A 25,514-nucleotide genomic window follows, 5' to 3' on the forward strand; every position below is an offset into this window, starting at 1 on the left:
ATGACAGTACAAAGAAAAAAAATATCTTTAATCGGTGCAGGAAATATCGGTGGAACTCTCACCCATATGATTGCACTAAGGGAACTCGGTGATGTTGTTTTACTTGATATTAGTGATGGAATACCACAAGGTAAAGCACTCGACATAGCAGAATCATCCCCTATTGATGGATTTAATGTCAATATTACTGGCACAAATAGGTATGAAGACATAAAAAACTCCGATGCAATTATAATAACCGCTGGCATCGCTAGAAAACCTGGAATGAGCAGGGATGACCTCCTGCAAACCAATGCTAAAGTAATGAAGGAGGTTGGCGAAAATATTAAAAAATATTCTCCAAACGCGTTTGTAATAGTGGTTACCAACCCTTTGGATGCCATGGTTTCAGTGGTGCATAAATTTTCAAACCTTCCAACTAATATGATTGTTGGCATGGCAGGAGTGCTTGATTCTTCCCGTTTTCGTTACTTTCTTGCAAGTGAGTTAAATATCTCAGTTGAAGATATATCTGCTTTTGTGCTTGGAGGACATGGCGACACTATGGCACCACTAATCAATTGTGCTTCAGTTGCTGGAGTTCCACTTACTCAAATTATCGATATGGGTCTTATCACACAGAAAAAAGTCGATGAAATAGTTGAACGCACTCGCAATGGCGGTAAAGAAATAGTTGATCTGCTTAAGTCTGGATCTGCATACTACGCTCCTGCATCTTCAGCTATATGCATGTTAGAATCATATTTAAAAGATAAGAGGCGCATATTACCATGTGCTGCTTACCTTAATGGTGAATATGGTGTAGAAGATTTGTTTATTGGTGTTCCTGTAATTATTGGAAAAAACGGAATTGAAAAGATCCTAGAAGTTAAAATGAATGATAGTGAACAAGAAATGTTTAATAAGTCTGTAAACTCGGTGAGAGAGCTGGTGAAACTTCTAAGCTAAATTAAGTATCCGTTCAGCGGAGTGGCAAAATAAGGTAGACAAGATAAATCAAAAAATCAAGAAAAAGTGAGTTTACAACAAATGATGTCATCCCAGTGCTTGACACTGGGATCCAGGGATTTTGATTGGATACTGAGTATAAAAGTAGCTAACCTTATGTTAAAACACAATATTTTTGGTGAGGGGTTGCATTAAAAGCTGGATTCCAGTGTCAAGCACTGGAATGACACAACCATAAAGTGAAACTAGATCCCAGTGTCAGCTACTTGCATAACACCACTTTTGCTTCAATATTTGCATATTAGCCACGCCCTTGAACAGATACTAAATTAATTGCTCTATAGAGTTTCTTTGAGCTTAAGTTTCGTAAATAGCCTAAAAAAGTTGTTTGTAGTTATCTCTGCCACTTTATCAGGTGACTCATTCCACAACTCTGCCAAACAATCAACAACGTATTTCACCATTGCTGGTTCATTCTTTTTTCCCCTATAAGGCTCAGGTGATAGATATGGTGCATCAGTTTCGACTAAAACACGCTCGCGTGGTACATTTTGTGCAATTTCTCTGAGTAAGCTCGCATTTTTAAAAGTAATAATTCCAGAAAATGAAATATATAACCCCAAATCTATAGATTGATAAGCAAGTTCTTTAGAGGAAGCAAAGCAGTGCATTACTCCACTAAAAGCACCGGCTTTCATTTCTGACCTTAACATATCGATCATCTCATTATCAGCGCTTCTTGTGTGAATAACTAAAGGTAGTCCAGTTATTCTTGACGCTTCTATATGTAATGCAAAACTTTTTTTCTGATTGTCTTTGTTGTCAGATTTATAAAAATCTAACCCGGTTTCACCGATACTAATTACCTTTTGGTTCTTGGTAAATTCAACTAATTCATCAACATGTATACACTCACCGTTTTCTATAGCAGCATCAAGCGGATGTATACCAACAGAGGAGTAGACCTGATCATAGGATGAAGAAATTTTTAATAACTTAGGAACATCGTCAATGCTTACGCATATGTTATGCAAAACCTTTACACCATTTTGCTCTGCCCTTGAAATTACTTTTGGTATTTCATCGTCAGAAAAATAAATCAAGTGGCAATGAGAATCTACTATCATGAGCTTATTGTTGAGGCTTTTATTATAGAAGAAAACTCTTCTATCACTGTTTTATAAACTTCTTTTTTAAATGATATAGCACTGGCTACTAAACTATCTATACCTTGCCAACGCCACTCTTTGAACTCTGGATGACCAGTATAATTAATATCAATGTCCTCATCCTCTCCGCAAAACTTCATTAAGAACCACCTTTGCTTTTGACCAGAATATTTTCCATTCCAGCATATTGGTATAACTTCTTCAGGCAAGTTGTAGTATATCCAATCCTTGCTTTTAGTTATAACCTTTACTTTATTAGTACCAACCTCCTCTAGCAACTCACGTAACGCTGCTTGTTCCAGTTCCTCACCATCATCAACACCTCCTTGTGGCATCTGCCAGTAAGAATCGCTATCAAAGCGTTTTCCAATAAAGGCATGTCCTTGTCTGTTAAATAGCATTATGCCAACACAAGGACGGTACTTATCTTTCTGCTCAACCACGAGTACGCTCTGTTTTTTAATGATTTGTTACAGAAGTTTTAATTAATTTTCCATTTTTTTCTTTCTTCATCTCTTCAACAATTTTCTTTGCAACTTCCTTTGCACTCAAGTTCGAGTTATCAATTTCAAGCGAACCCTCAGGTATAAATAGCCTTTTCCCTTCAATTTTCTTTATAGCAAAATCCGGATCAGTAATTTTATTTTCCTGATATCTCTCTTCTGATTGGACACGTCTTACTAGTTTTTCATTATTACAATGTAATACTACAGAAAAAATTTCCATGTCCATTTTTTTACTTAAATTTACCACTGAGTTATATAATCTTTGGTCATAGGGATCACCCTCTATCAATTCATTTGTAAATATATAATGTTTTGATTTTACGTAGTGTTTTTCCAGTATTGCTAATACATTTTCCCTAACTGCAAAAATTTTTTCCCATAGGTCATCTGGAACTTCAGCGTTTTGCAATTTAACAATATCAAATATAATATTATTGAATAGATTATTGCTTACTATTACTGCACCAATGATTTTACACAGTTCCTTTGCAGTAGTAAACTTACCACTGCCTGGAAAGCCGATTAAGTAGATGAGAGTCTTGCCCATAATGAATACTAGTAAAAAGCTATTTTCAATTATATAAAAAGTATATACATTGTACATGCTAAAAACATGATGATAAAATAGATGCAGGTAATACCTTTAACAAGTAGTTGCGTTGAAAATAGTTCATATTTAGAAATTTCGAGTATATAATTATAAATGAATCATATAACCTGTAAACAATGCTTAGCAATATGGAATCGATAAGAAGTACAATTGAAGAGATAATAGATCAAAATAAAGGTCATGATATAGTAACTTTTGATGTGCAGAATAAAACCGTTATTGCAAAATATATGATTATTGCATCTGGTGATTCAAGTCGCCATGTGAAAGCGTTAGCTGAGCACGTAATAAAAAGCCTCAAGCCACATGATAAAATAGATGTAGAAGGTATGGATGAAGGCAATTGGGTGGTTTTGAATTTTCAAGGCATAATGGTTCACATATTCAGGCCGGAAGTAAGGGAGTATTATAAAATAGAAGAGTTATGGAATTGATTATCCAGATAGCTGGTACACAATTGCACAAACGTTGTAATTTTGAAGGCAACTCCTGCACAGGTAGTGGTGTCATGAAAGTAGCTGACACTAGAATCCAGTTTTTCATGCAATTTCATCGAAAACGTTGTATAGTGTGCTTGTTTATAATTAAGTTCCAGTGTCTGGGCACTGGCTTCTCTATTAGGGTTACCTTCGGCATTAATGACAGGATAGACTGGGGTTTATAAAATGAAACACGCATCTGAATTTTTAAATTTCATCCAAGAAAGAGGGTACCTATACCAATGCACAAACATTGAAGGACTAGATCAATTATTATTGCAGAGCAATTATATAGTTGCATACATTGGGTTTGATTGCACAGCACCAAGTCTTCATGCTGGTCACCTAATTCAGATTATGATGCTCTGTCACCTACAAAAATTTGGTTATAAGCCGATAGTCTTACTTGGAGGTGGCACAACAAAAATTGGTGATCCATCCTTCAAAGATAAAGCAAGAAGCATCTTGCCTGTAGAGAACATCAATCAAAATACATCCAGTATAAGGAGAATATTAGAGAAAATGGTGTCTTTTAATGACAGCAAGACTGGTGCAATGATAGTAAATAACGCAGATTGGTTGGATAACATAAAATACATAGATTTTTTGCGTGATATAGGAGCTTATTTTTCTGTAAATCGTATGCTAAGTTTTGATAGTGTGAAAACCAGGCTGGATAGAGAGCAAACCTTAAGCTTTCTGGAATTTAATTACATGCTATTGCAAGCTTACGACTTTATTGAATTAAACAAAAAATATGATTGTCGTCTGCAGATTGGAGGGTCAGAACAGTGGGGAAATATAGTAAACGGAATTGAACTTGGAAAAAAGTTGAATTTACCTGAGCTATTTGGCCTTACCATGCCTCTTTTATTAAATGCACAAGGAAAAAAAATGGGCAAAACTGAAAGTGGAGCAGTGTGGCTTGATGATAATATGCTAAAGCCTTACGACTACTGGCAATATTTTCGCAACGTTGATGATCAAGATGTTGGACGTTTTTTAAGATTGCTCACTGATGTGCCAATTGATGAGATTAGAAAATTAGAGTCTTTAAAGGATCAAGAAATAAATGAAGCAAAAAAGGTCTTGGCAACAGAAGTGACAAAAATATGTCATGGTGACAAAGAAGCGGAACTTGCACAATTTGCTGCAATTTCTGCTTTTGAGAATGAAGATAGCTCACTACTTCCTGATTACATCATAAAAAAAGAACAAGTTGCAAGCGGCATATCCTTAGTAGACCTACTACATGACACCGGTTTTGAACCTTCAAAAGGCGCTGCAAAGCGTTTAATACAGGGCAACGGATGCAAGATTAATGATAATGTTGTAAACAATATTGATCATGTAATAAATTTCGAGAGCTTTAAAGATCAGCCATTTATAAAATTATCTGCAGGAAAGAAACGCCATATAAAAGTTGTGGTAGATTAGGTCTCGAAGTAAGAAAACAAATTTTATACAAGTGAGAAATTAGATATGGAGCAAATTTTCAAAATTCGAGAATTATGTATAAAACAACTGGAAAGATAGTAGAAAGCGAAATTCTATTATATATAGCTAAAGTGGCTTAGGTTTACCTACAATTTGAAAAACAACAAATTCGTCATTCCGCTACTCATTAGCGGAATCTATACCGCGAATGAATCCATAACTGTACGGACATTGCAATTTGGGCCTACCAGGAGGGCAGTGCCTCTTATCCAAGTACCCTCTTCTTGTCATCCCAGTGCTTGACACTGGGATCCAGGAAAGTTTGCTTGTGAGCAAGCAAACTAGCATAGAAAGTGGTTACAACATTTTCGATGAGATTATATGGAAAACTGGGATGACATCACAGGGGCACTGACCTCTCTTGGGCTCTTTTAGCTATAAACATTAAGAAATTTACCAAATAAAAAAAAAGGCAAAAGAAGCCCTGGGGTTATTATCTGCTTTAAAATATTGGCGTTTTTTATGTTTTAAACGCTTGACAAGCAAGATTTAGCTGCTTTTAATTGCAACTAACCTATGCTGCAAATGTTTAAGAAATTTACCAGGCAGAAAAAAAGACAAAGAATCCCCGTGTTAGCTAGTCTTTTACTATCTCTGTCGAGTATTGGCATTTTTTGATGTCTTGTAACGCTTTATAAGCGCGTTCAGCTTATTTAGATAAAAATCTAGATGTAGATGAAGTTTTGTAAAGACATACAGTATCTATATACTGCAAAAAATTGAACATAAGACGCCGATACATTAAGTAATCCTTACCTTTTAATCTGCAGATTGGCGAAAGCAAATACAATAGCTTCAGTTTCATGATAAGGGCGCTGGCGGAGTTTGTCAAGTGGTTTTTTAGCCTGTTATAATGTTCGTTTGCTTGACCTAAGATCCAGGAGTATTTAAACTGAACCCTATATAGTACTAAAAATGATAGGAAATCTAAGTGGAATAGTTGATGAAGTGCGCAGCGATCACATAATCCTGAATGTGAATGATGTTGGCTATATGGTGTATCTTTCAGCCAAAACTTTAAGTGCATGTTCCATCGGAAGTAGAGTTAAATTACTTATCGAAACCTATGCAAATAACAGAGAAAACACTGCTCAGCTATATGGTTTTATAAGCAAAGAAGAACAACAGTGCTTGAGGTTGCTAGTTAAAGTAAGCGGTGTTAGCTATAAAACTGCAATGTCAATTTTGAGTAAATTAACTCCAGAACAGCTATTTTTGGCAATTATGAATGAAGATAAAGTAACACTCAAGATGAGTGGACTTGGCCTGAAACTCATAAATCGAATCATCACTGAATTAAGTGGCAAAGTGAGTAAATTAGAAATAAATAACAATAATTTTCATCCAATCAATGAAGATGCCCTTTCAGCATTGATCAATCTTGGGTATGAAAAAATGAAAGCTTATGATACGATAAAAAAAATACAAGACGAATCGTCAAATCTGGGCACTAAGGATATTATTCGCATGGCGCTTAAGGAGCTTTCAACATTATGAAATCAATATCGTGCGGTAAAGAATATACTGAAGATGCGCGCAATATCAACATCAGACCTGAACAACTTGATGATTTTGTCGGACAAAAAGACTTAATACAAAATTTAAAAGTGTTTATAAACGCTGCACAGACGAGAACTGAAGCTTTAGATCACGTCTTATTGTACGGTCCTCCAGGGCTTGGCAAAACAACTTTAGCACAAATTGTTTCTAAAGAATTAAGAGTTAGCTTTCGCGCAACTTCTGGTCCTTTACTTAGTAAAGCTGGGGACTTGGCTGCAGTGCTTACCACTTTAAATGCAAAAGATGTTCTATTTATCGACGAAATCCATAGATTAAATCGCAGCATCGAAGAAGTTTTATATACTGCTATGGAAGATTTTTGCTTGGACATATTAGTAGGTGAAGGTCCATCTACTCGCACTTTAAGGATAGATCTACCACCATTTACGCTAATTGGAGCAACTACACGGCTTGGATTACTTTCTGCGCCGCTCAGAGATCGTTTTGGCATTCCTTTGCATCTTGAGTTTTATTCTTTTGAGGAGCTAGTCGATATTATAAAAAGAGGCGCAAGAGTTCTTTCTGCTGAAATTGAAGAGGGTGCTGCACGGGAAATTGCCTGCCGTGCGCGCGGTACTCCAAGAATTGCTTTGAGGTTACTCAGAAGGATAAGGGATTTTGTTGAAGTGAAAGATGATAAAAAAATCACTTATGAAGTCGCTGATTCTGTATTGCTAAAATTGGGTGTAGATAAAATGGGACTCAATAAACTTGATGTGCATTATCTAAGATTTTTATTCAACACCTCAGGACCTGTTGGAATTGACACTATATCTATTGCGCTATCTGAGGATGTTGGCAATATTGAAGAAACAGTAGAACCTTATTTAATCAAAATTAGTTTTGTAAAGCGCACACCAAGAGGACGCGTTCTAACCGACCAAGCAAAGGAGTATTTGAGCTTCCAATATTAAACACCATAATTAAATATTGGCTAATTGAGATAATGCTCGTATGTTGACATTTGTGTGTTAATAATAATGGAGGCATATATGTTAAATAGTACTGAAACTGTAATTCAAATTAAAACTTCTCCATTTCGTACTCGCTAGTTATGCTATTCTAACTAATTAAGCTACGGTTTGTGGTAATAGGAAAAAACTGGATTCCAGCGTCACGCGCTACCCTATGGGTGCTGCTCGCGTATATTCTCTCTTTCACCATCTCAGTGTTTCTTTCTTATTATGCCAGTACCATTTTCTTGTCATTCAAGTAGCTACCCTTCTTGTCATCCCAGTGCTTGACACTGGGATCCAGAAATTCTTAAACTGAATTCTATATAGAACCTCAGAACAAAAATAAAAAATGGGTAGCACAATACTACCAAGAAATTTCTACGAGCGGCCGACCTTAACTGTAGCTGGAGAGTTATTGGGAAAAGTCCTCAAATTTTCTAACTTTAGTGGAATAATAACCGAAGTTGAAGCCTATATAGGAATGAGTGACCCAGCTTGTCATGCAGCTAAGGGTTATACTAACCGAACCTCAGTAATGTTTGGTATGCCGGGGTTTTCATATGTGTACTTTATATATGGGATGTATTACTGTTTAAATATTGTAACAGAAGCAGAAGGGTTCCCAGCAGCAGTGTTAATACGGGGATTAAAGCTCATTGAACCGCTTGAAGCAAATTTAGGTGGGCCAGGAATATTGTGTAAAAGATTAAATATTACAAAAGAACATAACAAACAGGACCTTACTATAAGCCACAAATTTTGTGTTTATGAATCTCACCTCAAACCAGATTATATTTGCACCCCGAGAATCGGAATTAGTAAAGGCCAAGAGAAATTTTGGCGGTTTAAGATCTGAGCTCCAGTGATCTTACGTAGATTATTTGCCAATCGGATAATCACCAGTGAAACAAGCATCACAATATTGTGGCGTAGCATTGTTACGCTTTTCTGCTTTAACAGCCTGATATAGTCCATCAATACTCAAGAAGGCTAGGCTATCTACTCCTATAACTTCCTTAATTTCCTCTACAGATTTATTTGCAGCAATTAAATCTTTGCACTCTGGCGTATCTATTCCATAAAAACAAGAATGCTTAATTGGTGGGCTTGAAATTTTGAGGTGAATCTCTTTTACTCCTGCATCCTTTAACATAACTATTATATTTGTTAACGTACTACCACGCACTATACTATCATCTATTAAAATTATGTTTTTACCTTTCAAAATGTGCTTATTAGCATTGAATTTTAATTTTATTCTAACTTTACGTACTTCAGCGGTTGGTTGTATAAAAGTTCTTCCTATGTAATGATTACGAATTATTCCCAGTTCCATAGGTAACCCTGAATGCTTTGCATATCCAATAGCTGCAGGTATTCCAGAATCAGGTATTGGTACAACCATATCCATATTGTTTTTTGGTGGGCTCTCTTCTGCAAGTATTCTTCCTATTTCTTTTCTTATATCATATATGGACCTATTCTCCATTATGCTGTCTGGTCTTGAAAAATAAACGTATTCAAAAATACAAAAACTTGATTTTTGCTGTGGGAAAGGAAATGCTGAAGCTAGATTACCATTTCGATCAATGGTGACTAACTCACCTGGTTCTATTTCTCTAACAAACTCTGCATTTACTATATCAAGAGCACAAGTTTCAGATGCAAGAACATAAGAACCGTTTAACTTCCCTAAAACAAGAGGCCTGATTCCAGACGGATCACGTACTCCAATAACTACTTCTTGATTGATTGCCACAAAAGAATAAGCACCTTGTATTTGCTTTAATGCATATATAAAACTCTCTAAGAAGCTATCTTTTTCACCGCTTGCTGTCAGATGCACTACTACTTCTGTATCAATATCTGACTGAAAAACGCACTCTTGTTTAATTAATTGTTCGCGTATTGGAGAAATATTAATTAAATTACCATTATGTGCTATGGCAAAATCCCCAAATTTGCCACTTTTGCCAAGCATGGGCTGCACTCCAAACTTATTACCACTTGTTGAGTATCGAACGTGACCTATTGCACAATCTCCAGGTAAGGATTTCTTTATTTCATCTATATCATCAAATACGCTGCTCACTTGACCTTGAAAGTGATAAGAGTGCAGCTTATCGTTGTTACTGGTTACTACGCCAAAAGACTCTTGACCTCTATGCTGCAAAGCGTGGAGAGCAAGTATAGAGTTAAAAGCAGCACTTTGGTTGCAACTTATGCCAAATACTCCACACTCCTCACGCATTTCATCTAGCATAAAAACTATTAAGTAAAGTTAAATTTTACTTTAGCTTAGGTAAAATACAAGCATTTTGTTGTTCATCTGCTTTTATTGCCAGCAATAATCCTATGCATATCAAGCTTGCAGCAGTTGTACTTCCTCCATAGGAAAGAAATGGCAGTGGATCGCCTATCACAGGCAAGAGGCCTATTGACATTCCAATGTTTATAAAAAAATGAGCGCTAAAAAAGGCAAAAATGCCGATAGATACCGACTTAGAAAAATAATTTTTTGACCTATAAGCAATAGAGAGCATTATAGCAAGCAATGTAGTATAGAGTAAAATTAAAGCCATGCTACCTAAAAATCCCCATTCCTCACTCAGCACTGCAAAAGCAAAATCTGTACGTTTCTCCGGCAAAAATCCAAGTTGAGTTTGACTTCCGTTAACAAAGCCCCTACCAAGCAAACCTCCTGAACCAATAGCTATTTGAGATTGCTGCGCATTATAACCTATTCCAAGTGGATCCACTGATGAATCCAAAAATGACAATATCCTTTGCTTGTGATAAGGACGTAAAAAAGGCCAAATAGCTGGTACTGCAAAAATGCCAAGCGTTCCACATATTATCGAATGAGATCTTTTTATTATTGCTGTGAATATAATTGACATCCCTATAAATAACATTATCATAGCTGTGCCTAAATTAGGTTGCTTTAACACCAAGAACACAGGTAAGAAAATAATTATAAGTGCCTTAAGCAATCTTTTAAATTCCATCATTTTATACATACTCTGCTTATCAAAATAGCGAGCAAGCGCAAGTATTAAGCCTACTTTTGCAAATTCTGATGGTTGCAAACTAATTGATCCAATTCTTATCCACCTTGTTGCACCCATTATGTGTGAGCCAAAAAAATTTACTGCTAATAGTGAAATCGCTGCTGCTATATAAAAAAAGTAGGCGTACTTCAAATAAAAATCTAGCTCTATGAATGACATAGCTATAGCGAGTAGGAAAAAGAAGGAAAATATGACCAGTTGGTGAATCGCAAATGGCACCCACTTTCCTCCAGCAGAAGAGTATTGAACAACAATGCCAACGCAAAACAGCGCTATCACGTTAATGACTAATAACCAATGAATCTTCTTCAGCCTACCCACAATAAAGACCTTATAACCTTAAAGTATAGTAAAATATGAAACAAAGATAAAAATCAAAAAACCAACTTCTCAACTACTAACCGAATTGGAGTGCTATATATTCCAGTTACTACTGTTAAAGCTGCCATAAACAATAGACAGAAAAGCATAGGAAATGGCACATCATTAATTTTGCCTAGTGTCATTCTAGTGCGTGACGTTGCATCATTTTCAAAATACATTTTCTCTACCATCTTCCACATGTATATTAGTGCAAGAAAAGAACCGGCAGCAAAAGCTATCAGGGAAATCCACGCGCAAGATTCGATAATTGCTTTCATTATATACCACTTGCTTACAAAGCCATTTGTTAAAGGCACACCGATTAATGCTAAACTGAGTAGAGTGAACGCAAGTGCTGTATAAGGCATTGATTTCTTGAGTCCCGATAAATTCTCTATTTTTGTTGTATCAAATTTGTAAGAAATACATCCTGCAGCCATAAATAAAGATGTTTTTATTATGCTGTGGTTTACTATGTGAAGAATTGCTGCAAATACACCTGTTTTTGAGTTAAAACTCAGTGCTAAAATTATATAACCAATTTGGCTAATACTAGAGTGAGCAAGCAGTCTTTTTATGTCTTTTGCGGTTATTGCAAATATCGACCCAAATACAATAGCGCAAAGTGCGAGGATAATTATCACATTGTCCAGTAGCGGCTTAAACAAGAAAAAATTTTGATGAAAAACAGTATAAAAGATTCTGATGAAAACATATATCATCACTTTTGTCACTGTGCCTGAAAAGAATATGCTAATGAAACTTGGCGCCTCACTATATGCATTAACCAGCCACCTGCTTAATGGAAACAGTGCCATTTTGATTGAGAGACCAACAAAAATGAACAACGTGCCAAGTTTTATGATGTTGTTATCGTATAATGGAACTATTCTTTCAGCCATGTCAGACATATTGAGCGTTCCAGTCATTGAATACAAGATCCCGATGCCAAATAAATAAAATGTTGCGCCTATTGTTCCACTAATTAGATATTCAAATGCTGCAACCAAGGCTTTTTTATCCCTTCCCATTGAAACTAATACATAAGAAGAAAGAGATGAAATTTCCAAGAAAACGTAAAGGTTAAATATGTCGTTTGTTACTAGAATCCCGAGCAGTCCGCTTAAGCACAGTAGAAATAGAGAGTAAAAACCAGTGATTTTGTTTTTGCTAATCTCTTTTTCGTTAATATAAAAGCTATAAAGCACACTAATCAGCGCTATAAAATTCACTAGGGTTAGAATTAAGGAATTTAACACGTCGATTCTTAACTCTATTCCATACGGAGGAGCCCAATTTCCAAGGTGATAAGTTATAATTTCACCTTTATATGTTTTAATGAGTAGTATTGATGAAATGATAAGAGTGATTGTTGTTGCAATAAAAGAAATAAACCAAGATACCTTGTGTTTCTTGGCAAGAAAGCAAAACATTGATGCAATTATTGGGATAATAACTTGTAAGATTGATAATTGCATTAAATTGTTGTTAATATATCGTTAAAGTATTAGTATATATAATACTTTTTGTTTTAATACCCTTATGTTATCTAAAATTTGTAATGCAATAAAACGCCTATTACGAAGAGAAGATAAATTTGTAGGAAGAGATGAAAATGGAAATTCTTACTATGAATCAAGTAAAGGAAAAAGGTGGGTTATGTATAGCAGTGTTTCTGAGCCTACAACAGTGCCTCCGGAATGGCATATATGGCTTCACTATACTGATAATGTAGTACCAGTTAATAATAAAAAAAGAAAAGTAAAACATACTCCTAATTTAACGGGTACAAAAGATGCATACTATCCAAACCAAAAAGTGAAAAATTACTATAAAAGCTGGAGTCCTGATAACTAAAGATGCGAAGGTCAAATATACTTGAAATAACCGCTGGATTATTTGTATTAATTTTTACTATTTTTCTGATTTTCTTTGCTATTGATAAGCTATCTTACATAAAGAAAAACTATAAGGATTGCTATAAAATATATGGTCTTTTTGCTAACGCTAACGGTATAGGAGTTGGTGATAGTGTCAAGATCTCTGGTGTAGATGTTGGAAGCATAACTGGTGTATCACTTGACAAAGCTACCTACGTAGCACGAATCGATATGTGTATAAGCAAAGACATAAAATTGCCAATTGATAGTTCAGCTCTGATCACTAGCAGTGGAGTTGTTGGCAGTAAATTTGTTAATATATCACCTGGATCAGATATTAAACTAATCTTGCATGGTGGTAAAATAGAGTATACTCAAGCTGAAGCAAATATGGGTGGAATAATGGACAGAATTCTTGGTATGTTTACAAAGTGAAAATGGCAGGATTCCAAGTATATCCGTTCAGGTAAAGCCTCCTGTAGTTCTAAAGTATTTAAGGAGTTTGCCTTATTTCTTGCCTTTTCTACCGCTTGCTTTGGGGTTTATAGTATAGAAAGTGCCTTAACAGTTGCAGTGCATGTCTATTAATGATAAAATGAAGATTAATTCATTTTGATATTATGATTGATTTACTGTTTGCCGTACTATTGTTCCTCTGTGGTAGTGATGCACTTGCAAAACAGGAGCCACGTTCAATAGCTGGAGATAATCACATAAAGGTAATAAATTATAACCCACAGGCTATACATAAGTATACGGGTTTTTATGGTTATCAGTCCAGTATATTGTTTGAACCAGGGGAGGTAATACAAAACCTTTCAATGGGTGATTCAACTGGTTGGCAACTCCTTCCTCAAGGTAACAGATTGTTTATTAAGCCTATAGATGACATTGCCGATACTAACGCAACTATAATTACCAATAAAAGAGTTTATTACTTTGAACTTCATGCTGAAGAAGCAACTGGACTAGATGATCCAAGATTAGCATATGAAGTAAGGTTTCTTTATCCACTATTTAGCAGTGATGAGATTTACACAACAAATAACGGTGATATCCTCGAACAAGCTAGTCATACCATTATTCCTGATATAAACGATATTGAAGTTGTAAAGAAGGGTTTAAATTTTAATTATTCCATCTCGCACGTTAAAGGCAGTCAGTCAATAATACCAATCAAGGTTTTTGATGATGGAAAATTTACATATCTACAATTCAATAAAATAAACTCTGATTTCCCGGCAGTTTTTATGGTTGATTCCGCAGGGTATGAGTCTTTAGTAAATTTCCGTACAGTTGACAACTATCTGATAATCGAAAGGGTAAGTTCAGTGTTTACCTTAAGGAATGGATCGAGTACAGTTTGCCTATTTAATGAAAACATGCCTTTCAAAAAAGGGTAAAGGCTATAATGCCCGAGATATGGGTGCAAAATTTTTTCTATGATGTTCTGTAATTCCATAAAGGCCAATAGCGTTAAGGTGTTCTTTTGTCCCATATCCTTTATTTTTATACCAATTATATTCAGGATGCTTATTGTGCAATTCTTGCATAAGCCGATCTCTCGTAACTTTTGCAACGATTGAAGCTGCTGCAATTGATGTACTCAAATTATCACCATTTACTATGGATTTCACTTGCCATTTCACTTCAGGTGGTTGATTACCATCAACTAGCACATAATCTAATTCTAGGTCCAGGTCTATCAACGCACGTTTCATTGAAAGTTTTGTTGCTTGCAAGATATTGTATGAATTTATTTCTTCTACGCTTGCCATTCCTATACCAAATTTTGCAACGGATGTTATTTTTTCATATAGGACTTGCCTACATTGAGGAGTCAACTTTTTCGAGTCGTTGATTCCATCAATAATTGTATTTCTATCAATAAACACTACGGCTGCGGATATTACTGGGCCAGCTAGCGGACCTCTTCCAACTTCATCCACTCCTGCTATCACTCCTGATAATTTATTTTCTAATGTAAAGTCCGGGTATTTCATAGGTTTTTATAATAAGAAAGTTATAGTAAAAACTGAACAGATAATAGAAATTATCCAAAATTTCATAACGATTGCATTTTCTGACCATCCCTTCTTCTCAAAGTGATGATGTATTGGTGCCATAAGAAAAACTCTTTTTCCTTCTCCATATTTAAACTTTGTATATTTAAAATATGATATCTGAATAATAACAGATAGAGTCTCTATTACAAAGATTATTCCAATAATGGCAAAAAGCATTTCTCTTTTAATTAGGACACTAGTTAACCCTAAAGCCGCACCTACCGACAAGCTACCAACATCACCCATAAATATTTTTGCTGGATGTGTGTTAAACCACAAGAAACTTAGAATAGCTCCTATAAATGCAATGCAGAATAAAGTAATATTCATATCTGCCTGAGTTATATATGCAATTAGCCCCAAAAAAGCAAAGGAAGTGATAACTTGAGTTGCAGCAAGGCCATCCAAACCATCTGTGAGATTCACAGCATTAGAAGAGCCGACAATTACAAATGCAGCGAATGGAACATATAGATAGCCAAAGTCGATTATTATTCCTTTAAATAGGGACATTTTTGTAAAACCTTCAGCAGAGTATAGCTTAAGTATAGACATACTAACCAGAGCGACAATAAACTGAATAAGTATTTTGGTTTTTGCACTTAAACCTCGATAGTGATTTGTCTTCAATTTTAAATAATCATCAATAAATCCAAGTAGAGCAAAAAATAGAGTTATCAATATCAGCAGCAAAATTTCTGGTGTTAACTGAGCCCAGAGTAAAATTGGTAATAAAGAAGAAATCAGTATTATTATTCCGCCCATAGGTGGTACATTCTTTTTTGTTATTAAATGACTTTCTGGTCCACATGATCTAATTGGTTGCCCATCTTTGCTTATTTTTTTTAGAAGCTTTATAAAATAGGGAAAAAGAATAAACCCAAAAACAAATGAGGTAAAAAATATTTTTGCAGCTAAGATCATCTAAATTGACTAAGTATCATACCACCTATAGCTAATAAAGCCAACTTCTGTCATCCTATAGCCTATCCCTCTTTCGCTTCATTCTCCCTTAACTTGGTGCGCATAACTACAATAATTCTGGAATAGTATGAAGAACTATATTGTCATTTTCTATTTCATCGTTTCCTGTAAGGTAAAACTCGCTACTTGCATCTGTTGCTGTATATTTTTTATTAATTTTAGAAGGATCATAAACACCATACTCTGCTTTTGTATGGTAATCACAATACTGAAACTTACCCTCTTTATTGAAAGAGCTAAATTCATCAATTAATGTAGCCATTTTTCTACCTTTTTTACCACTTATGAATTCGAACACGGCAACTGAATAGTGACCTGGAGAGCCTGGTTCAGGAGATTCTTCTGTAATAAAAAATGATGGCCGATGGCTAAGTAACTCGCCAAGATTTGGGTTATATTCTTTTTTCATACAACTTAAACTTATAAATTTATATTCATCTGAAACGTTCGAATACTGTGGATCGTATTTTTTGTATTCAAAGAATTCATTACCTAAAAAATTACAAAACGTTAATTTATAATCATCATTATTAAATTTAATAGCTTTTAAATAGTGAAAATCCCTTGGGATAACTACCTTCTCTTGTGTAACGTGATTACGTATAATCAATTGATCGTTGAACATGTAGTAACCTATTTTTGGTAAAGTAGCTATGGGCTTATCATTCAAAGCAATATTTGCTTCATAGATATCAGGCGATAATTCTTCCCCTTTTTGCAAAGTGAATTTCTGTTTTTCGTTGTTAGTCTTGGTTAAATTGCCTATTATTGTTGATACATCACTTATTGTTAATACATCGCATGTATTTTGTTTATATTGATACTGATAGCAGTTATCTTTATCATATATTGAAACACAAGCTCCATCCTTATCTGATATATAGATATTGTCATCTTTTATTGTAAAATAAAGTCCACCTTTTTCCTCTTTAATCTTGTTGAGTACTGTATCATTTTTACCATAAAAATTAATAAAGTTTAGTACTCCGGTTAACTCACCTTTCTCATAGCTATAAAATGATAAACCTACACCAGAACTTGTACTGTCTTTTATGTATTTATGTGAAATTAATACTTCCTCTCCTGATCTAAGCTCTTTTATAATATCATCCTTATTTTCACCTATAATGTCCTCTTGTTCTATAATAAGGTTCTGTTCTTTGTTACCTTTTTTTACTTTCAGAGGTGAGTTTCTCTTATATAAAACTATTTCATTACCCTGCTTCTGTAACTTTAAATCACTAATAGTATCCCCCACCTCAGCCGTACCGATGTGTGAGTCGATAGTATACCCATTGCCATTTTTCTTTAATATGTAATATGTGGTAGGAAGTTTAATCAGCTTTTTATAAAGCGGATCTTTATTATCCATTCTGAATGTATATTGTTCCATACCATTTCTACCCAAATTTACTTTAACAGTTTTTTTACCTTAAATAGCCAACAGCATTTTGATTAATGGCACTGTGGCTAGTAGGAGAAGTTACATTGTTCATAGAACTTATTGGCTGCTCGTTATCTGTTGCTGTTTTCTCAGTATTAAAAAAAACTCTTTGCTGCTCATTACTTGCTAATGTTCTTTCCATACGGTCTTTAAAAATAGCCAAAAATTTATCAGTTTGTTTGTAGTTTGGACAAGCTTCTTTTGCAGATGAGTACAGAATCTTTGGTATTTTTGAATACTGACCTTTGTTTATGTGTTCGAATATAGCTGATTGTACTGGTACAGGATTGAAACTTAAGTTTTTAAATGATATGCCAGATTTAACCGCTGCATATTTTAATACTTCCTCAAACTCTATTGTAATATATGATGCATAGCAATTTAGCTCTTCTAGCGAAAATGCAGGCTGGTCTGCTGTAGAGATATACTTTTGACCTGTAATTTTCCTTATAAATACATCTAACAACAAAAGTGTACCGTTTATATCAACATCTTGAGTTGTCACAGCTTTAGAAGGTTGAGAGCTATCATAACCTATAGCAGGTTTGAAAGAAGAAGAGATGAATTGATAAGCACCTTGAGCAGCATCAATCATAGTATTAGTAAAAACATTTACCCACGAAGATGACCTACTTGCTCCACTTGTCACTGGTTGATTGTTTAAACTTTTAGCTTCCCTCTTCTTTCTATGTATAGGACAAACAGGATCTGTAGGTTTTATCTTACAAAATATATCTTTTGTGTCACTATAAAATCTTTCCGTACTTTTTTGCGATTGCAATGCTTTCCCTGCAAATCTTTCAGCAGCTTTGCTCACAGTTTCAGCTTTTTCCGTTAAATTCACTACTTTGTCATGTAGTTTTGTAACCTCATCTTTAGCACCTTGAGCTTCTTTGGCGAAATTTTCAGAAGCACTTTTAGCATCTTCTGCTGCCTTTCTAGCATTCTGAATTTCAATTTTTGTTTTATTTATTTCGCTAAGAAACTGATCAGCCACCGCAGCACCTACCCCATCTTCTCCCTTTGGACCTACTGGACCTAGAGTTCCCATATCACCTTTTTCTCCAGGAGTTCCTTCTAATCCTGGCATTCCAGGCTCGCCCCTCTCACCTTTTTGGCCTATCAAACCTTGTAGACCTGGAGTACCTATATCCCCTTTTAGACCCTGAGAACCTTTCTCCCCTTGCGTGCCATTAAAGCCTTGTGGACCGGTTTCTCCTTTTAGTCCAGCCGTACCCGGCACTCCGGTTTTACCTTGTTCGCCTTGTGAACCAGGTTCACCTTTCCAACCTCTTGGTCCTTGGGGACCAGCTTTTCCCAGTTCTCCCTTTTTACCCTCTGGACCTATTGGCCCTTGAGGACCACTAATACCTTTCTCTCCCTTTGTTCCACTTGGACCTTGTGGGCCTATATTCCCCTTTGAACGTTTCAATCCCAGTTCTCCAAGATCTCCTTTTGGACCCCGCGGACCAACTTCTCCTTTTAATCCTTGCTCACCTTTTATTCCTGGTTGTCCATCTAACCCTGGTCGTCCTGGTGCACTGGGCTCACCTTTTAAACCTTTATCCCCTTGCCGACCAACTGGACCTTGAGTACCTGACTCACCTTTTGGACCTGGAACTAAAACACCCCTTAGACCTTGAGGACCTGTTGAACCTTTTATTCCTTGCAAGCTTTTTTCGCCTGGAAGACCTTGCGTACCATTAACGCCTTTAGGACCTTGTATACCTTGAGCACCTTTTTCTCCTGGAGGACCTTCATAACCTTGATCACCTTTCTCCCCTTGCGTGCCATTAAAGCCTTGAGGACCAAGATCACCTTTTTGTCCTTGCAAACCTCGAACACCTGGAAAACCTATCTCACCCTTTTCACCTCGTGGTCCTGCTGAGCCAGGCTCACCCTTTATATCGCCCGTGAATTGTAAGTCCTGTTTTAACTTCTCTTTAACTTTATCAGCTAAAGTCTTCCCAGTGTAAGTAAGATCTCCTTCATCTATCATACGTTTTAGCAGTACTTTCTGTATAAATGTATCGCTCTTTACAACCTTATCAGCAACTCTATCAATAGTTGGACTCTCTCCATCTGCTCCTTTGGGACCAGTATTTCCTTTATCACCCTTTTCCCCAGTAGTTCCTTTCAGTCCATCTATACCTGGCGCTCCAGTATCTCCTTTATTACCCTTTTCTCCAGTAGAACCTTGCTCACCCTTTTTCCCTTGAAGACCAGGAGGACCTATAAGACCTGGAAAACTTCTGTCACCTTTAGGACCTACTAAACCAGGAGCTCCATCTGCTCCTTTAGGACCAGGGGTTCCATCTTTACCAGCTTTTCCCGGTTCTCCCTTTTTTCCCTCTGAACCTATTGGACCTTTAGGGCCTGGCTCACCCTTTTCACCCTTTGGTCCAGGAATTTTTTCCTCTCGCTGTAAATCCTCAATCACATCCTCTAAACGTTTAACCCTTTCTTCTAAATCTATAAGTTCTCCAACTTTCATATCAACCTCCAAAAAGTTACCAAAATTTTCTAAGTTATAATAATAAGGATATAAATCTAAGTTATGGCTGTAGTTATATCCTACAAAATCAGGTTTTAAACCATAAAAATTCTTACATTCGCTATTTTCATCTGATATGCAGCCAACATAATTATTACCTAATTTTTCTGTTGCGAAATAGCTATTTTTCACATTCAATCTCTTTATTCCATGAAAAGGAAATAATTTGAAATCATCACTTCTCCGATCGAATATTGGAACAACATTATTCAACATACCAACCTTACTACCAGTGGAATTATATACCTCAACACTCCTGTAAGATTGGTATAATTGATTTTCCGATCCCTTAAAAAAATTGTCTCCAATTCGTATATCAAGTCTATTGCCAATAAGACTCATATTTTTACTACTTATTACATCTTGTGGATCTATTAAAACCCTACTACTTCCAAGCGATTTAAACGCTATAGAACATGTGTCATAATCATACACACGAACGTGTGTACCATTTGTGCTGGACTGAGGTATATGATCAATAGTATCTATACAAGTATCATTGCCATTGTAGTAATAATAGTAAGGTTCATCTGAATCAGTAACTAAAGCTAACTTGTTGTCATCTCCTACTTTTTCTAGCTTTAATTGTAGCCCTTGAGATAAACTGGTTAGTACCTTCACTGTGTTACACCTAACATCAAACACTTTAAAATTCTGATAAGTAGGCTCATCGATAATAACGTAAGATGTAGTAGGTAGACTAAGTGTTGTTTCGTTATTTACTCTTACTTTAGTAGTTATTACATAACGAGGTGCGTTACTACAGTCTTTACCTGGGGCATCTTCCTTTTCTAGTTTAAAACGCATTTTCCCTTCCTTTGTGGTCTATGTTTTAGACACAGTTAATTTACAAACACTAATTATTGATTAATAATGGTGATATGTAAATATAGTTATAAAATAATTGTTACACTTGAATTCCTTCCTGGTTTCTGTTGTTATCAGAACATTTAAAACACTTTAAGAAAGCTGCTTAGTTAAATTAACTTAGACAAGTAAATAGCAGTTTTGCAGCCTGTTTTTATGAATGATGATAAAATGTTGTAGCCAAATGCGCTTTCAGCATTGTGCTGAATTGCAATATCTTTGTGCTCTAACTCCTCGTCGCGAAATTTACTTATAGTTTCTCTTAATTCCCCATCTTCTAAATGTGAAACTTGCTCTTTGTAGTGCTCCCCGATAACTTCTTCAACTGCAGCAGTGCAAGCCATAGCAGCTTTTTTGCCCATAATGGCAGTTGCAACGCCAAGCGACACTCCTAAAACACGCCAAACAGGAAACAAAACAGTAGGACGAACTTTTTGCTCTTTGATTTTCTCATTAAAATAGTGAAAATGCTTTTTTTCCTGCTCTTCCATTTCAATTATTTCATTGATTATAGAAGATTTCTTAAGAATAAATTTTTGACCAGAATAAATGCAAATAGCTCCATATTCTCCAGCGTGATCTACTCTAATTGCCTGTTGCAAGAACTGATTGTTGCTGTACCTTAAATTATTTAGATTTCTTTCTTTCTCCACAATACACCTTACCTGATACGAACAGAGCTACTATGAGATAAATTAGATTCCATGTTGCTAAGGAAACACCTAGAACGTAATGAGGTCTGTCACAAGATGGAGAGTAATTAGGATTTAGTAGAGTATTTCTGAGCTCTTCTATACTAACGTTACCACTTGCTTGCTCTGTACAACCTAAAACATCATGAAATAAGTGGAGTTCAAGACCTACATGATAAAAAGATATTACTGCACCTATGAGGTAGCTGCAAAACATTGCATAGATTAGAATTTTGTTGTCTTTAAGCATGCACGCTACTGCAAGTAATCCGGCGATATAGTAAACTATTCGCTCGTATGTACATAACTTGCATGGCAGCATGTTGAAAAAATATTCTAGCACATATGCAAAAATTAGAGCAGCGGCACTCGACAGCAGAAAGATTGCAGGAATTCTGGAATTATTACACATAACTTTAAGTAAATTATCCCTGAAAGTATAAAGCAGAGTATTCATTTTACATAGGGATTTTTATTTTTTTTCAAAAGCAATCTAACTGGCACACCGTCTGCAAAGAAATTTTTTCTGAGATCGTTAATTAAATAGCGTTTGTAACTTTCATCAACACTTTCAGGTATGTTACATATCAAAGAAAAAGCTGGAGGTTTAGTACCAATTTGAGCGATATACTTCATTTTAACTGCTTTGCCTTTTACAAGAGGGTGAGAATGTTTTCCTACAGCATCTATGAGCCACTTATTCAGTTTTGCAGTGCTGATCTTCTTGTTCAAGGATTCACTCACTTCAAGACACTTATCTATCACATCACCGCAGCGCATGCCTTTTAACGCAGAAATTGTTATAGTTGGCACTTCCAAGAATAACCTGGTTACTTCCTGTTGTTTGACAAATTTTATTAACCTGCTTCTGTCATCCTTACCTATTAAATCCCACTTATTTAAAACAACAATAATCCCTTTCCCTCCCTTAATTGCAGCTTCACCAATTGATAAATCCTGCTGCTCAATACCAACTAGGGAGTCTAGCATTAAAACTACCACATGAGAGCGCTTGATTGATTCCATGCTTTTCTCAACAAATCTTGATTCTAAGCCATCTACAACATTCGCCTTTCTGCGGATTCCGGCAGTGTCAATTAGAGTAATTAACTCTCCATCATGATCATATGTAATATCCACAGAATCACGTGTGGTACCTGGCTCTGAACTTGTTATTAGTCTGTTTTCTGCAAGTAAACCATTTAAAAAAGTTGATTTTCCAACATTCGGACGGCCGATGATCCCGATCCTCAGCCTACTCAGTTCATTGTTAGGTAACTCAGTGTTCTCGTTAAAATTTTCAATAACACCAGCTAATGCATCATAAAGATCAACCATGCCAAGATTATGCTCGGCAGAGATATACACCGGGCCAAGAAAATCAAAAAACTGCAAATAATCAACATTTTCGGATTTATGACTCTCGCATTTATTTGCTACTAGTATTACAGGTTTATTTATTTTTCTCTTCAGCCACTTTGCAAACTCTTCATTTCGCTCATTTTGCACTTTTGCATCAACAAGAAAGAAAATTATGTTTGAATTGGATAAAGAAAATTCGATTTGTTCAATAACTTGTAGTGAAAAATTAGTTTGGTCGTTCCATCCTCCTGTATCTATAACTTTAAACTCCAAATCGCTAATTCTCCCCATTCCCTCTCGCCTATCCCTTGTCACTCCTGGAATGTTACTCACTACTGCTGCTTTTCTTCCTACTAATCTGTTGAATAGGGTCGATTTTCCAGCATTTGGTAGGCCTACTATGGCGATTTTTAGCATAATTCAAGGGCATGTTCTATATGAAGTAAATTATAACCGAAACTTTTCAATTTAACTATTGACTTCGTAGATTATATAAGCATACTACAGTTAGAATTTTTTTATTTCGTTATGTAAAATATGGGGTAGTTATGCTAGTTTCAGAGCAAATAGAGAGTGTAGATAGTGTAAAAGACAAGATTTAATCTGACAGAGAAGAATTAACTGACAGAAGAATTGACGTAGTCAAAACTAATATCAGGCTGTTGTTTAATGCTACTAATATTTTTCTGAAAAGCAATATGTTTACTGTCAAAAAACGTTTGCATAGGTGTTTTGCCATAGCAGTATTTGCCTGAGTGAGGCCTTGTCTCATTGTAAGAACGCAACCAATGATCAACATCGATCTGTAGATCCTCCAAAGAATAGTAGATTTTCTTTCTAAAGATAATATTGTAACACTCATCTTGCATAGTTCTATGGAATCTTTCACATATGCCATTAGTTTGTGGAGAGTTGGCTTTGGTTCTAGAATGATCGATATTTTCGATTCCTAAATATAGCTGATAAGCGTGATTTTCGGGCTTGCCACAATACTCCGTACCCCTATCAGTTAGAATGCGTAATAATGGAATTCTCTGCTCATCAAAAAATGGGATAACTCTATCGTTAAGAAGATCTGCAGCTGTAATAGCTGTTCTGTCCGTGTAAAGTTTAACCATTGCAACTCTGGAATAAGTATCAACAAAAGTTTGCTGATAAATGCGCCCTATGCCTTTGATATTGCCCACATAATAGGTATCTTGAGAACCCAAATAACCTGGATGTTGCGTCTCAATTTCACCATGAGCTTCCCTTTGTTCTTTCACTTTTTCTAAAGCTGCAAGTTGTTCTTCAGTTAAAATGATTCCGTCTTGAGCTACTTTTGCCTCCAGTGCTTTAAGTCTCTTTTTCAAAGTTTCAAGGTCATTTCTTAGCTATACAGATCTTACTCCTCCTTGGGAAATTATTATACCTCTTTTTCTCAGCTCATTTGCAGCTCTTTCTTGTCCATATGCAGGAAATTCTGTAGCTATGCCAATTATTGCTCTTTCTATATCTTCCGAAACTCTGTTTGCTAATAGCGGTTTTTTCTTACTTATTTCATGTAATGCTTCTTCTCCCCCATTTTCATATAACTCCTTGAATCGATAAAATGTATCTCTTGAGTATCCCATCACTTTGCACGCTTGAGACACATTTCCTAATTGTTTTGCTAGCTCTAGTAATCCTAGTTTTGGTTTTAGTATTTTTGTTTGTATTGTACTCATTTCTAACACTCCTTATTTTTATTATTCTTAACTTACTTTTTTAAAGTGTCATATCAAGTCCTGTTTAATACACCTTGTTGCGTTTTAGTTCCTTATAACACTCTGCGAGATTTTCTGTGTTTATCAGATAAACTAATGATGTAAATTTCACTCGTTTATCTCGCTTCGCTCTTACTGCTATCTGATTTAGTTTCTCTTGCATATTACTCCAATCTCTGTTGTATTGGTATAGCAATCCCTATACCAGTTACTATATTGCTAACCGCTTCCCCTTGTATGTGGCTTTCCCACACTCCGAGTACTATCAGTTAGTCCGACTTCCTTTGCATCTTTCCCCAGTCCTCGTCTTTATTGACTTGTTCCAGAGTACCCATTGGGAATACAAAGGATCTCCCAAGTTCACGTAATTTCCATCTCAACACATGGCACGGCCTCAGATCCCGATAGAGTGATTGATAACTTGCCTTCTATTGTTATCTTTCATGCTGTCTTCCACTTCATGAAAGGTGTCGACCTCTATTTCGTTAAAAAATTTCGGGACTCAATACCTTCACTTTCGTTGTACCCTATGTTGTCCTTTCCACTAGCTTTACTACGCTCGTCACCTTACGCAGCATAATGGTTCGTTCCAGGTTGCTGGCTAGGCTTTGCCTGGGTTGGATTTTCACCAACTGAACTTTACGCACTTCTTGGCGCACTCAAAATGTTTTTCCCCCTATTAAGATTTGTCGATTTAGTTGTAGCGCAGCTGCCCACCATAAATTTGGTGCTCTCTTTCGATCAAAGGTGTCTTGCTGCTT

Annotated in this window: 24 protein-coding genes and 1 pseudogene; 11 read left to right on the top strand and 14 right to left on the bottom strand. The window is 35.8% G+C overall.

Annotation, left to right across the window (positions count from 1 at the left end; all coding sequences use genetic code 11):
• Positions 1–948 (top strand): malate dehydrogenase, encoded by a 948-nt coding sequence (gene mdh / locus OPR49_RS07285; RefSeq protein WP_265027046.1) that lies wholly within the window; start codon positions 1–3, stop codon positions 946–948.
• A 66-nt stretch (positions 949–1,014) separates the two neighbouring features.
• The gene (locus OPR49_RS07290) at positions 1,015–1,143 is read left to right on the top strand and encodes a hypothetical protein (RefSeq protein ID WP_256359385.1); all 129 of its coding nucleotides are present in this window, start codon (positions 1,015–1,017) and stop codon (positions 1,141–1,143) included.
• A 143-nt stretch (positions 1,144–1,286) separates the two neighbouring features.
• On the opposite strand, the gene OPR49_RS07295 is transcribed toward OPR49_RS07290, so the two are convergent.
• From OPR49_RS07295 to OPR49_RS07305, 3 genes are read right to left on the bottom strand one after another with little or no spacing between them, the layout of a single operon-like run.
• Complete coding sequence (locus OPR49_RS07295) at positions 1,287–2,075, bottom strand: TatD family hydrolase (protein ID WP_265027047.1); 789 nt, start codon at positions 2,073–2,075, stop codon at positions 1,287–1,289.
• Positions 2,072–2,518, bottom strand: coding sequence for an RNA pyrophosphohydrolase (locus OPR49_RS07300; protein WP_007548581.1), 447 nt, complete (start codon positions 2,516–2,518; stop codon positions 2,072–2,074). Before OPR49_RS07300 ends, OPR49_RS07295 begins: the two co-directional genes overlap by 4 nt.
• A gap of 58 nt (positions 2,519–2,576) precedes the next feature.
• Positions 2,577–3,227: an AAA family ATPase gene (locus tag OPR49_RS07305; RefSeq protein ID WP_320157599.1), complete on the bottom strand. Its 651-nt coding sequence runs from the start codon at positions 3,225–3,227 to the stop codon at positions 2,577–2,579.
• 122 nt (positions 3,228–3,349) lie between these two features.
• Here OPR49_RS07305 and rsfS point away from each other — a divergent pair, with 122 nt between their 5' ends.
• The 6 genes from rsfS to OPR49_RS07335 all read left to right on the top strand — a co-directional run bounded on the left by rsfS (position 3,350) and on the right by OPR49_RS07335 (position 8,581).
• Positions 3,350–3,667, top strand: coding sequence for a ribosome silencing factor (rsfS, locus tag OPR49_RS07310; RefSeq protein WP_265027049.1), 318 nt, complete (start codon positions 3,350–3,352; stop codon positions 3,665–3,667).
• A 231-nt stretch (positions 3,668–3,898) separates the two neighbouring features.
• On the top strand, positions 3,899–5,149 hold the full coding sequence (gene tyrS, locus OPR49_RS07315; RefSeq protein ID WP_265027050.1) for a tyrosine--tRNA ligase: 1,251 nt from the start codon (positions 3,899–3,901) through the stop codon (positions 5,147–5,149).
• 238 nt (positions 5,150–5,387) lie between these two features.
• Positions 5,388–5,564 (top strand): hypothetical protein, encoded by a 177-nt coding sequence (locus tag OPR49_RS07320; protein ID WP_265027051.1) that lies wholly within the window; start codon positions 5,388–5,390, stop codon positions 5,562–5,564.
• A 560-nt stretch (positions 5,565–6,124) separates the two neighbouring features.
• Positions 6,125–6,706, top strand: coding sequence for a Holliday junction branch migration protein RuvA (gene ruvA, locus OPR49_RS07325; RefSeq protein WP_265027052.1), 582 nt, complete (start codon positions 6,125–6,127; stop codon positions 6,704–6,706).
• Complete coding sequence (gene ruvB, locus OPR49_RS07330; protein ID WP_265027053.1) at positions 6,703–7,683, top strand: Holliday junction branch migration DNA helicase RuvB; 981 nt, start codon at positions 6,703–6,705, stop codon at positions 7,681–7,683. Before ruvA ends, ruvB begins: the two co-directional genes overlap by 4 nt.
• A 391-nt stretch (positions 7,684–8,074) precedes the next feature.
• A complete protein-coding gene (locus OPR49_RS07335; RefSeq protein ID WP_064125565.1) occupies positions 8,075–8,581 on the top strand; it encodes a DNA-3-methyladenine glycosylase in 507 nt (168 codons plus the stop codon).
• A gap of 21 nt (positions 8,582–8,602) precedes the next feature.
• Here the strand turns inward: OPR49_RS07335 and purF are convergent, their stop codons facing one another.
• The 3 genes from purF to OPR49_RS07350 are packed head-to-tail and all read right to left on the bottom strand — an operon-like array spanning position 8,603 to position 12,637.
• Positions 8,603–9,988, bottom strand: a complete 1,386-nt coding sequence (gene purF, locus OPR49_RS07340; protein ID WP_065094852.1) for an amidophosphoribosyltransferase — start codon at positions 9,986–9,988, stop codon at positions 8,603–8,605.
• Positions 9,989–10,013: 25 nt separating this feature from the next.
• Entirely contained in the window at positions 10,014–11,117 is a 1,104-nt protein-coding gene (gene rodA, locus OPR49_RS07345; protein ID WP_265027054.1) for a rod shape-determining protein RodA, read from the bottom strand.
• 53 nt (positions 11,118–11,170) lie between these two features.
• The gene (locus OPR49_RS07350) at positions 11,171–12,637 is read right to left on the bottom strand and encodes a proton-conducting transporter transmembrane domain-containing protein (protein WP_265027055.1); all 1,467 of its coding nucleotides are present in this window, start codon (positions 12,635–12,637) and stop codon (positions 11,171–11,173) included.
• Between the two features lie 64 nt (positions 12,638–12,701).
• On the opposite strand from OPR49_RS07350, the gene OPR49_RS07355 reads away from it, so the two are divergent.
• From OPR49_RS07355 to virB9, 3 genes are all read left to right on the top strand, one after another.
• Positions 12,702–13,016, top strand: coding sequence for an NADH-ubiquinone oxidoreductase subunit NDUFA12 family protein (locus tag OPR49_RS07355; RefSeq protein ID WP_007548590.1), 315 nt, complete (start codon positions 12,702–12,704; stop codon positions 13,014–13,016).
• A gap of 2 nt (positions 13,017–13,018) precedes the next feature.
• Positions 13,019–13,474 (top strand): outer membrane lipid asymmetry maintenance protein MlaD, encoded by a 456-nt coding sequence (gene mlaD / locus OPR49_RS07360; protein WP_007548591.1) that lies wholly within the window; start codon positions 13,019–13,021, stop codon positions 13,472–13,474.
• Positions 13,475–13,659: 185 nt separating this feature from the next.
• Positions 13,660–14,442: a P-type conjugative transfer protein VirB9 gene (gene virB9, locus OPR49_RS07365; protein WP_265027056.1), complete on the top strand. Its 783-nt coding sequence runs from the start codon at positions 13,660–13,662 to the stop codon at positions 14,440–14,442.
• Positions 14,443–14,445: 3 nt separating this feature from the next.
• Here the strand turns inward: virB9 and OPR49_RS07370 are convergent, their stop codons facing one another.
• The 8 genes and pseudogenes from OPR49_RS07370 to OPR49_RS07405 all read right to left on the bottom strand — a co-directional run bounded on the left by OPR49_RS07370 (position 14,446) and on the right by OPR49_RS07405 (position 24,714).
• Positions 14,446–15,042, bottom strand: coding sequence for a ribonuclease HII (locus OPR49_RS07370; protein ID WP_010082329.1), 597 nt, complete (start codon positions 15,040–15,042; stop codon positions 14,446–14,448).
• Between the two features lie 6 nt (positions 15,043–15,048).
• Positions 15,049–16,029: a phospho-N-acetylmuramoyl-pentapeptide-transferase gene (gene mraY / locus OPR49_RS07375; protein ID WP_265027057.1), complete on the bottom strand. Its 981-nt coding sequence runs from the start codon at positions 16,027–16,029 to the stop codon at positions 15,049–15,051.
• Positions 16,030–16,135: 106 nt separating this feature from the next.
• Positions 16,136–17,461, bottom strand: coding sequence for a hypothetical protein (locus tag OPR49_RS07380; protein ID WP_265027058.1), 1,326 nt, complete (start codon positions 17,459–17,461; stop codon positions 16,136–16,138).
• Between the two features lie 55 nt (positions 17,462–17,516).
• Entirely contained in the window at positions 17,517–20,894 is a 3,378-nt protein-coding gene (locus OPR49_RS07385; protein WP_265027059.1) for a collagen-like domain-containing protein, read from the bottom strand.
• A gap of 170 nt (positions 20,895–21,064) precedes the next feature.
• Positions 21,065–21,607: a demethoxyubiquinone hydroxylase family protein gene (locus tag OPR49_RS07390; protein ID WP_265027060.1), complete on the bottom strand. Its 543-nt coding sequence runs from the start codon at positions 21,605–21,607 to the stop codon at positions 21,065–21,067.
• Positions 21,582–22,103 carry a disulfide bond formation protein B gene (locus OPR49_RS07395; RefSeq protein ID WP_265027061.1) on the bottom strand — a complete coding sequence of 174 codons (522 nt, stop codon included), beginning with the start codon at positions 22,101–22,103 and terminating at the stop codon, positions 21,582–21,584. The genes OPR49_RS07390 and OPR49_RS07395 overlap by 26 nt, the downstream gene beginning before the upstream one ends.
• Complete coding sequence (gene der, locus OPR49_RS07400) at positions 22,100–23,425, bottom strand: ribosome biogenesis GTPase Der (protein ID WP_265027062.1); 1,326 nt, start codon at positions 23,423–23,425, stop codon at positions 22,100–22,102. The genes OPR49_RS07395 and der overlap by 4 nt, the downstream gene beginning before the upstream one ends.
• Positions 23,426–23,625: 200 nt before the next feature.
• Positions 23,626–24,714: pseudogene (locus tag OPR49_RS07405) on the bottom strand (IS481 family transposase).
• Positions 24,715–25,514 lie beyond the last annotated feature (800 nt).

Origin of the sequence: Wolbachia endosymbiont (group A) of Bombylius major, assembly GCF_947251895.1 — a bacterium.
In the GTDB taxonomy this organism is placed as follows: Bacteria; Pseudomonadota; Alphaproteobacteria; order Rickettsiales; family Anaplasmataceae; genus Wolbachia; species Wolbachia pipientis.

Excerpts from the sequence above, each read along its gene's own strand:
- OPR49_RS07300 (WP_007548581.1), bottom strand. The coding sequence starts at position 2,518 with ATGCTATTTAACAGACAAGGACATGCCTTTATTGGAAAACGCTTTGAT.
- tyrS (WP_265027050.1), top strand. The coding sequence starts at position 3,899 with ATGAAACACGCATCTGAATTTTTAAATTTCATCCAAGAAAGAGGGTAC.
- rsfS (WP_265027049.1), top strand. The coding sequence starts at position 3,350 with ATGCTTAGCAATATGGAATCGATAAGAAGTACAATTGAAGAGATAATA.
- OPR49_RS07305 (WP_320157599.1), bottom strand. The coding sequence starts at position 3,227 with ATGTACAATGTATATACTTTTTATATAATTGAAAATAGCTTTTTACTA.
- OPR49_RS07350 (WP_265027055.1), bottom strand. The coding sequence starts at position 12,637 with ATGCAATTATCAATCTTACAAGTTATTATCCCAATAATTGCATCAATG.
- purF (WP_065094852.1), bottom strand. The coding sequence starts at position 9,988 with ATGCTAGATGAAATGCGTGAGGAGTGTGGAGTATTTGGCATAAGTTGC.
- OPR49_RS07355 (WP_007548590.1), top strand. The coding sequence starts at position 12,702 with ATGTTATCTAAAATTTGTAATGCAATAAAACGCCTATTACGAAGAGAA.
- OPR49_RS07370 (WP_010082329.1), bottom strand. The coding sequence starts at position 15,042 with ATGAAATACCCGGACTTTACATTAGAAAATAAATTATCAGGAGTGATA.
- der (WP_265027062.1), bottom strand. The coding sequence starts at position 23,425 with ATGCTAAAAATCGCCATAGTAGGCCTACCAAATGCTGGAAAATCGACC.
- ruvB (WP_265027053.1), top strand. The coding sequence starts at position 6,703 with ATGAAATCAATATCGTGCGGTAAAGAATATACTGAAGATGCGCGCAAT.
- OPR49_RS07395 (WP_265027061.1), bottom strand. The coding sequence starts at position 22,103 with ATGAATACTCTGCTTTATACTTTCAGGGATAATTTACTTAAAGTTATG.
- mlaD (WP_007548591.1), top strand. The coding sequence starts at position 13,019 with ATGCGAAGGTCAAATATACTTGAAATAACCGCTGGATTATTTGTATTA.
- mdh (WP_265027046.1), top strand. The coding sequence starts at position 1 with ATGACAGTACAAAGAAAAAAAATATCTTTAATCGGTGCAGGAAATATC.
- OPR49_RS07295 (WP_265027047.1), bottom strand. The coding sequence starts at position 2,075 with ATGATAGTAGATTCTCATTGCCACTTGATTTATTTTTCTGACGATGAA.
- virB9 (WP_265027056.1), top strand. The coding sequence starts at position 13,660 with ATGATTGATTTACTGTTTGCCGTACTATTGTTCCTCTGTGGTAGTGAT.
- mraY (WP_265027057.1), bottom strand. The coding sequence starts at position 16,029 with ATGATCTTAGCTGCAAAAATATTTTTTACCTCATTTGTTTTTGGGTTT.
- ruvA (WP_265027052.1), top strand. The coding sequence starts at position 6,125 with ATGATAGGAAATCTAAGTGGAATAGTTGATGAAGTGCGCAGCGATCAC.
- OPR49_RS07380 (WP_265027058.1), bottom strand. The coding sequence starts at position 17,461 with ATGGATAATAAAGATCCGCTTTATAAAAAGCTGATTAAACTTCCTACC.
- OPR49_RS07385 (WP_265027059.1), bottom strand. The coding sequence starts at position 20,894 with ATGCGTTTTAAACTAGAAAAGGAAGATGCCCCAGGTAAAGACTGTAGT.
- OPR49_RS07335 (WP_064125565.1), top strand. The coding sequence starts at position 8,075 with ATGGGTAGCACAATACTACCAAGAAATTTCTACGAGCGGCCGACCTTA.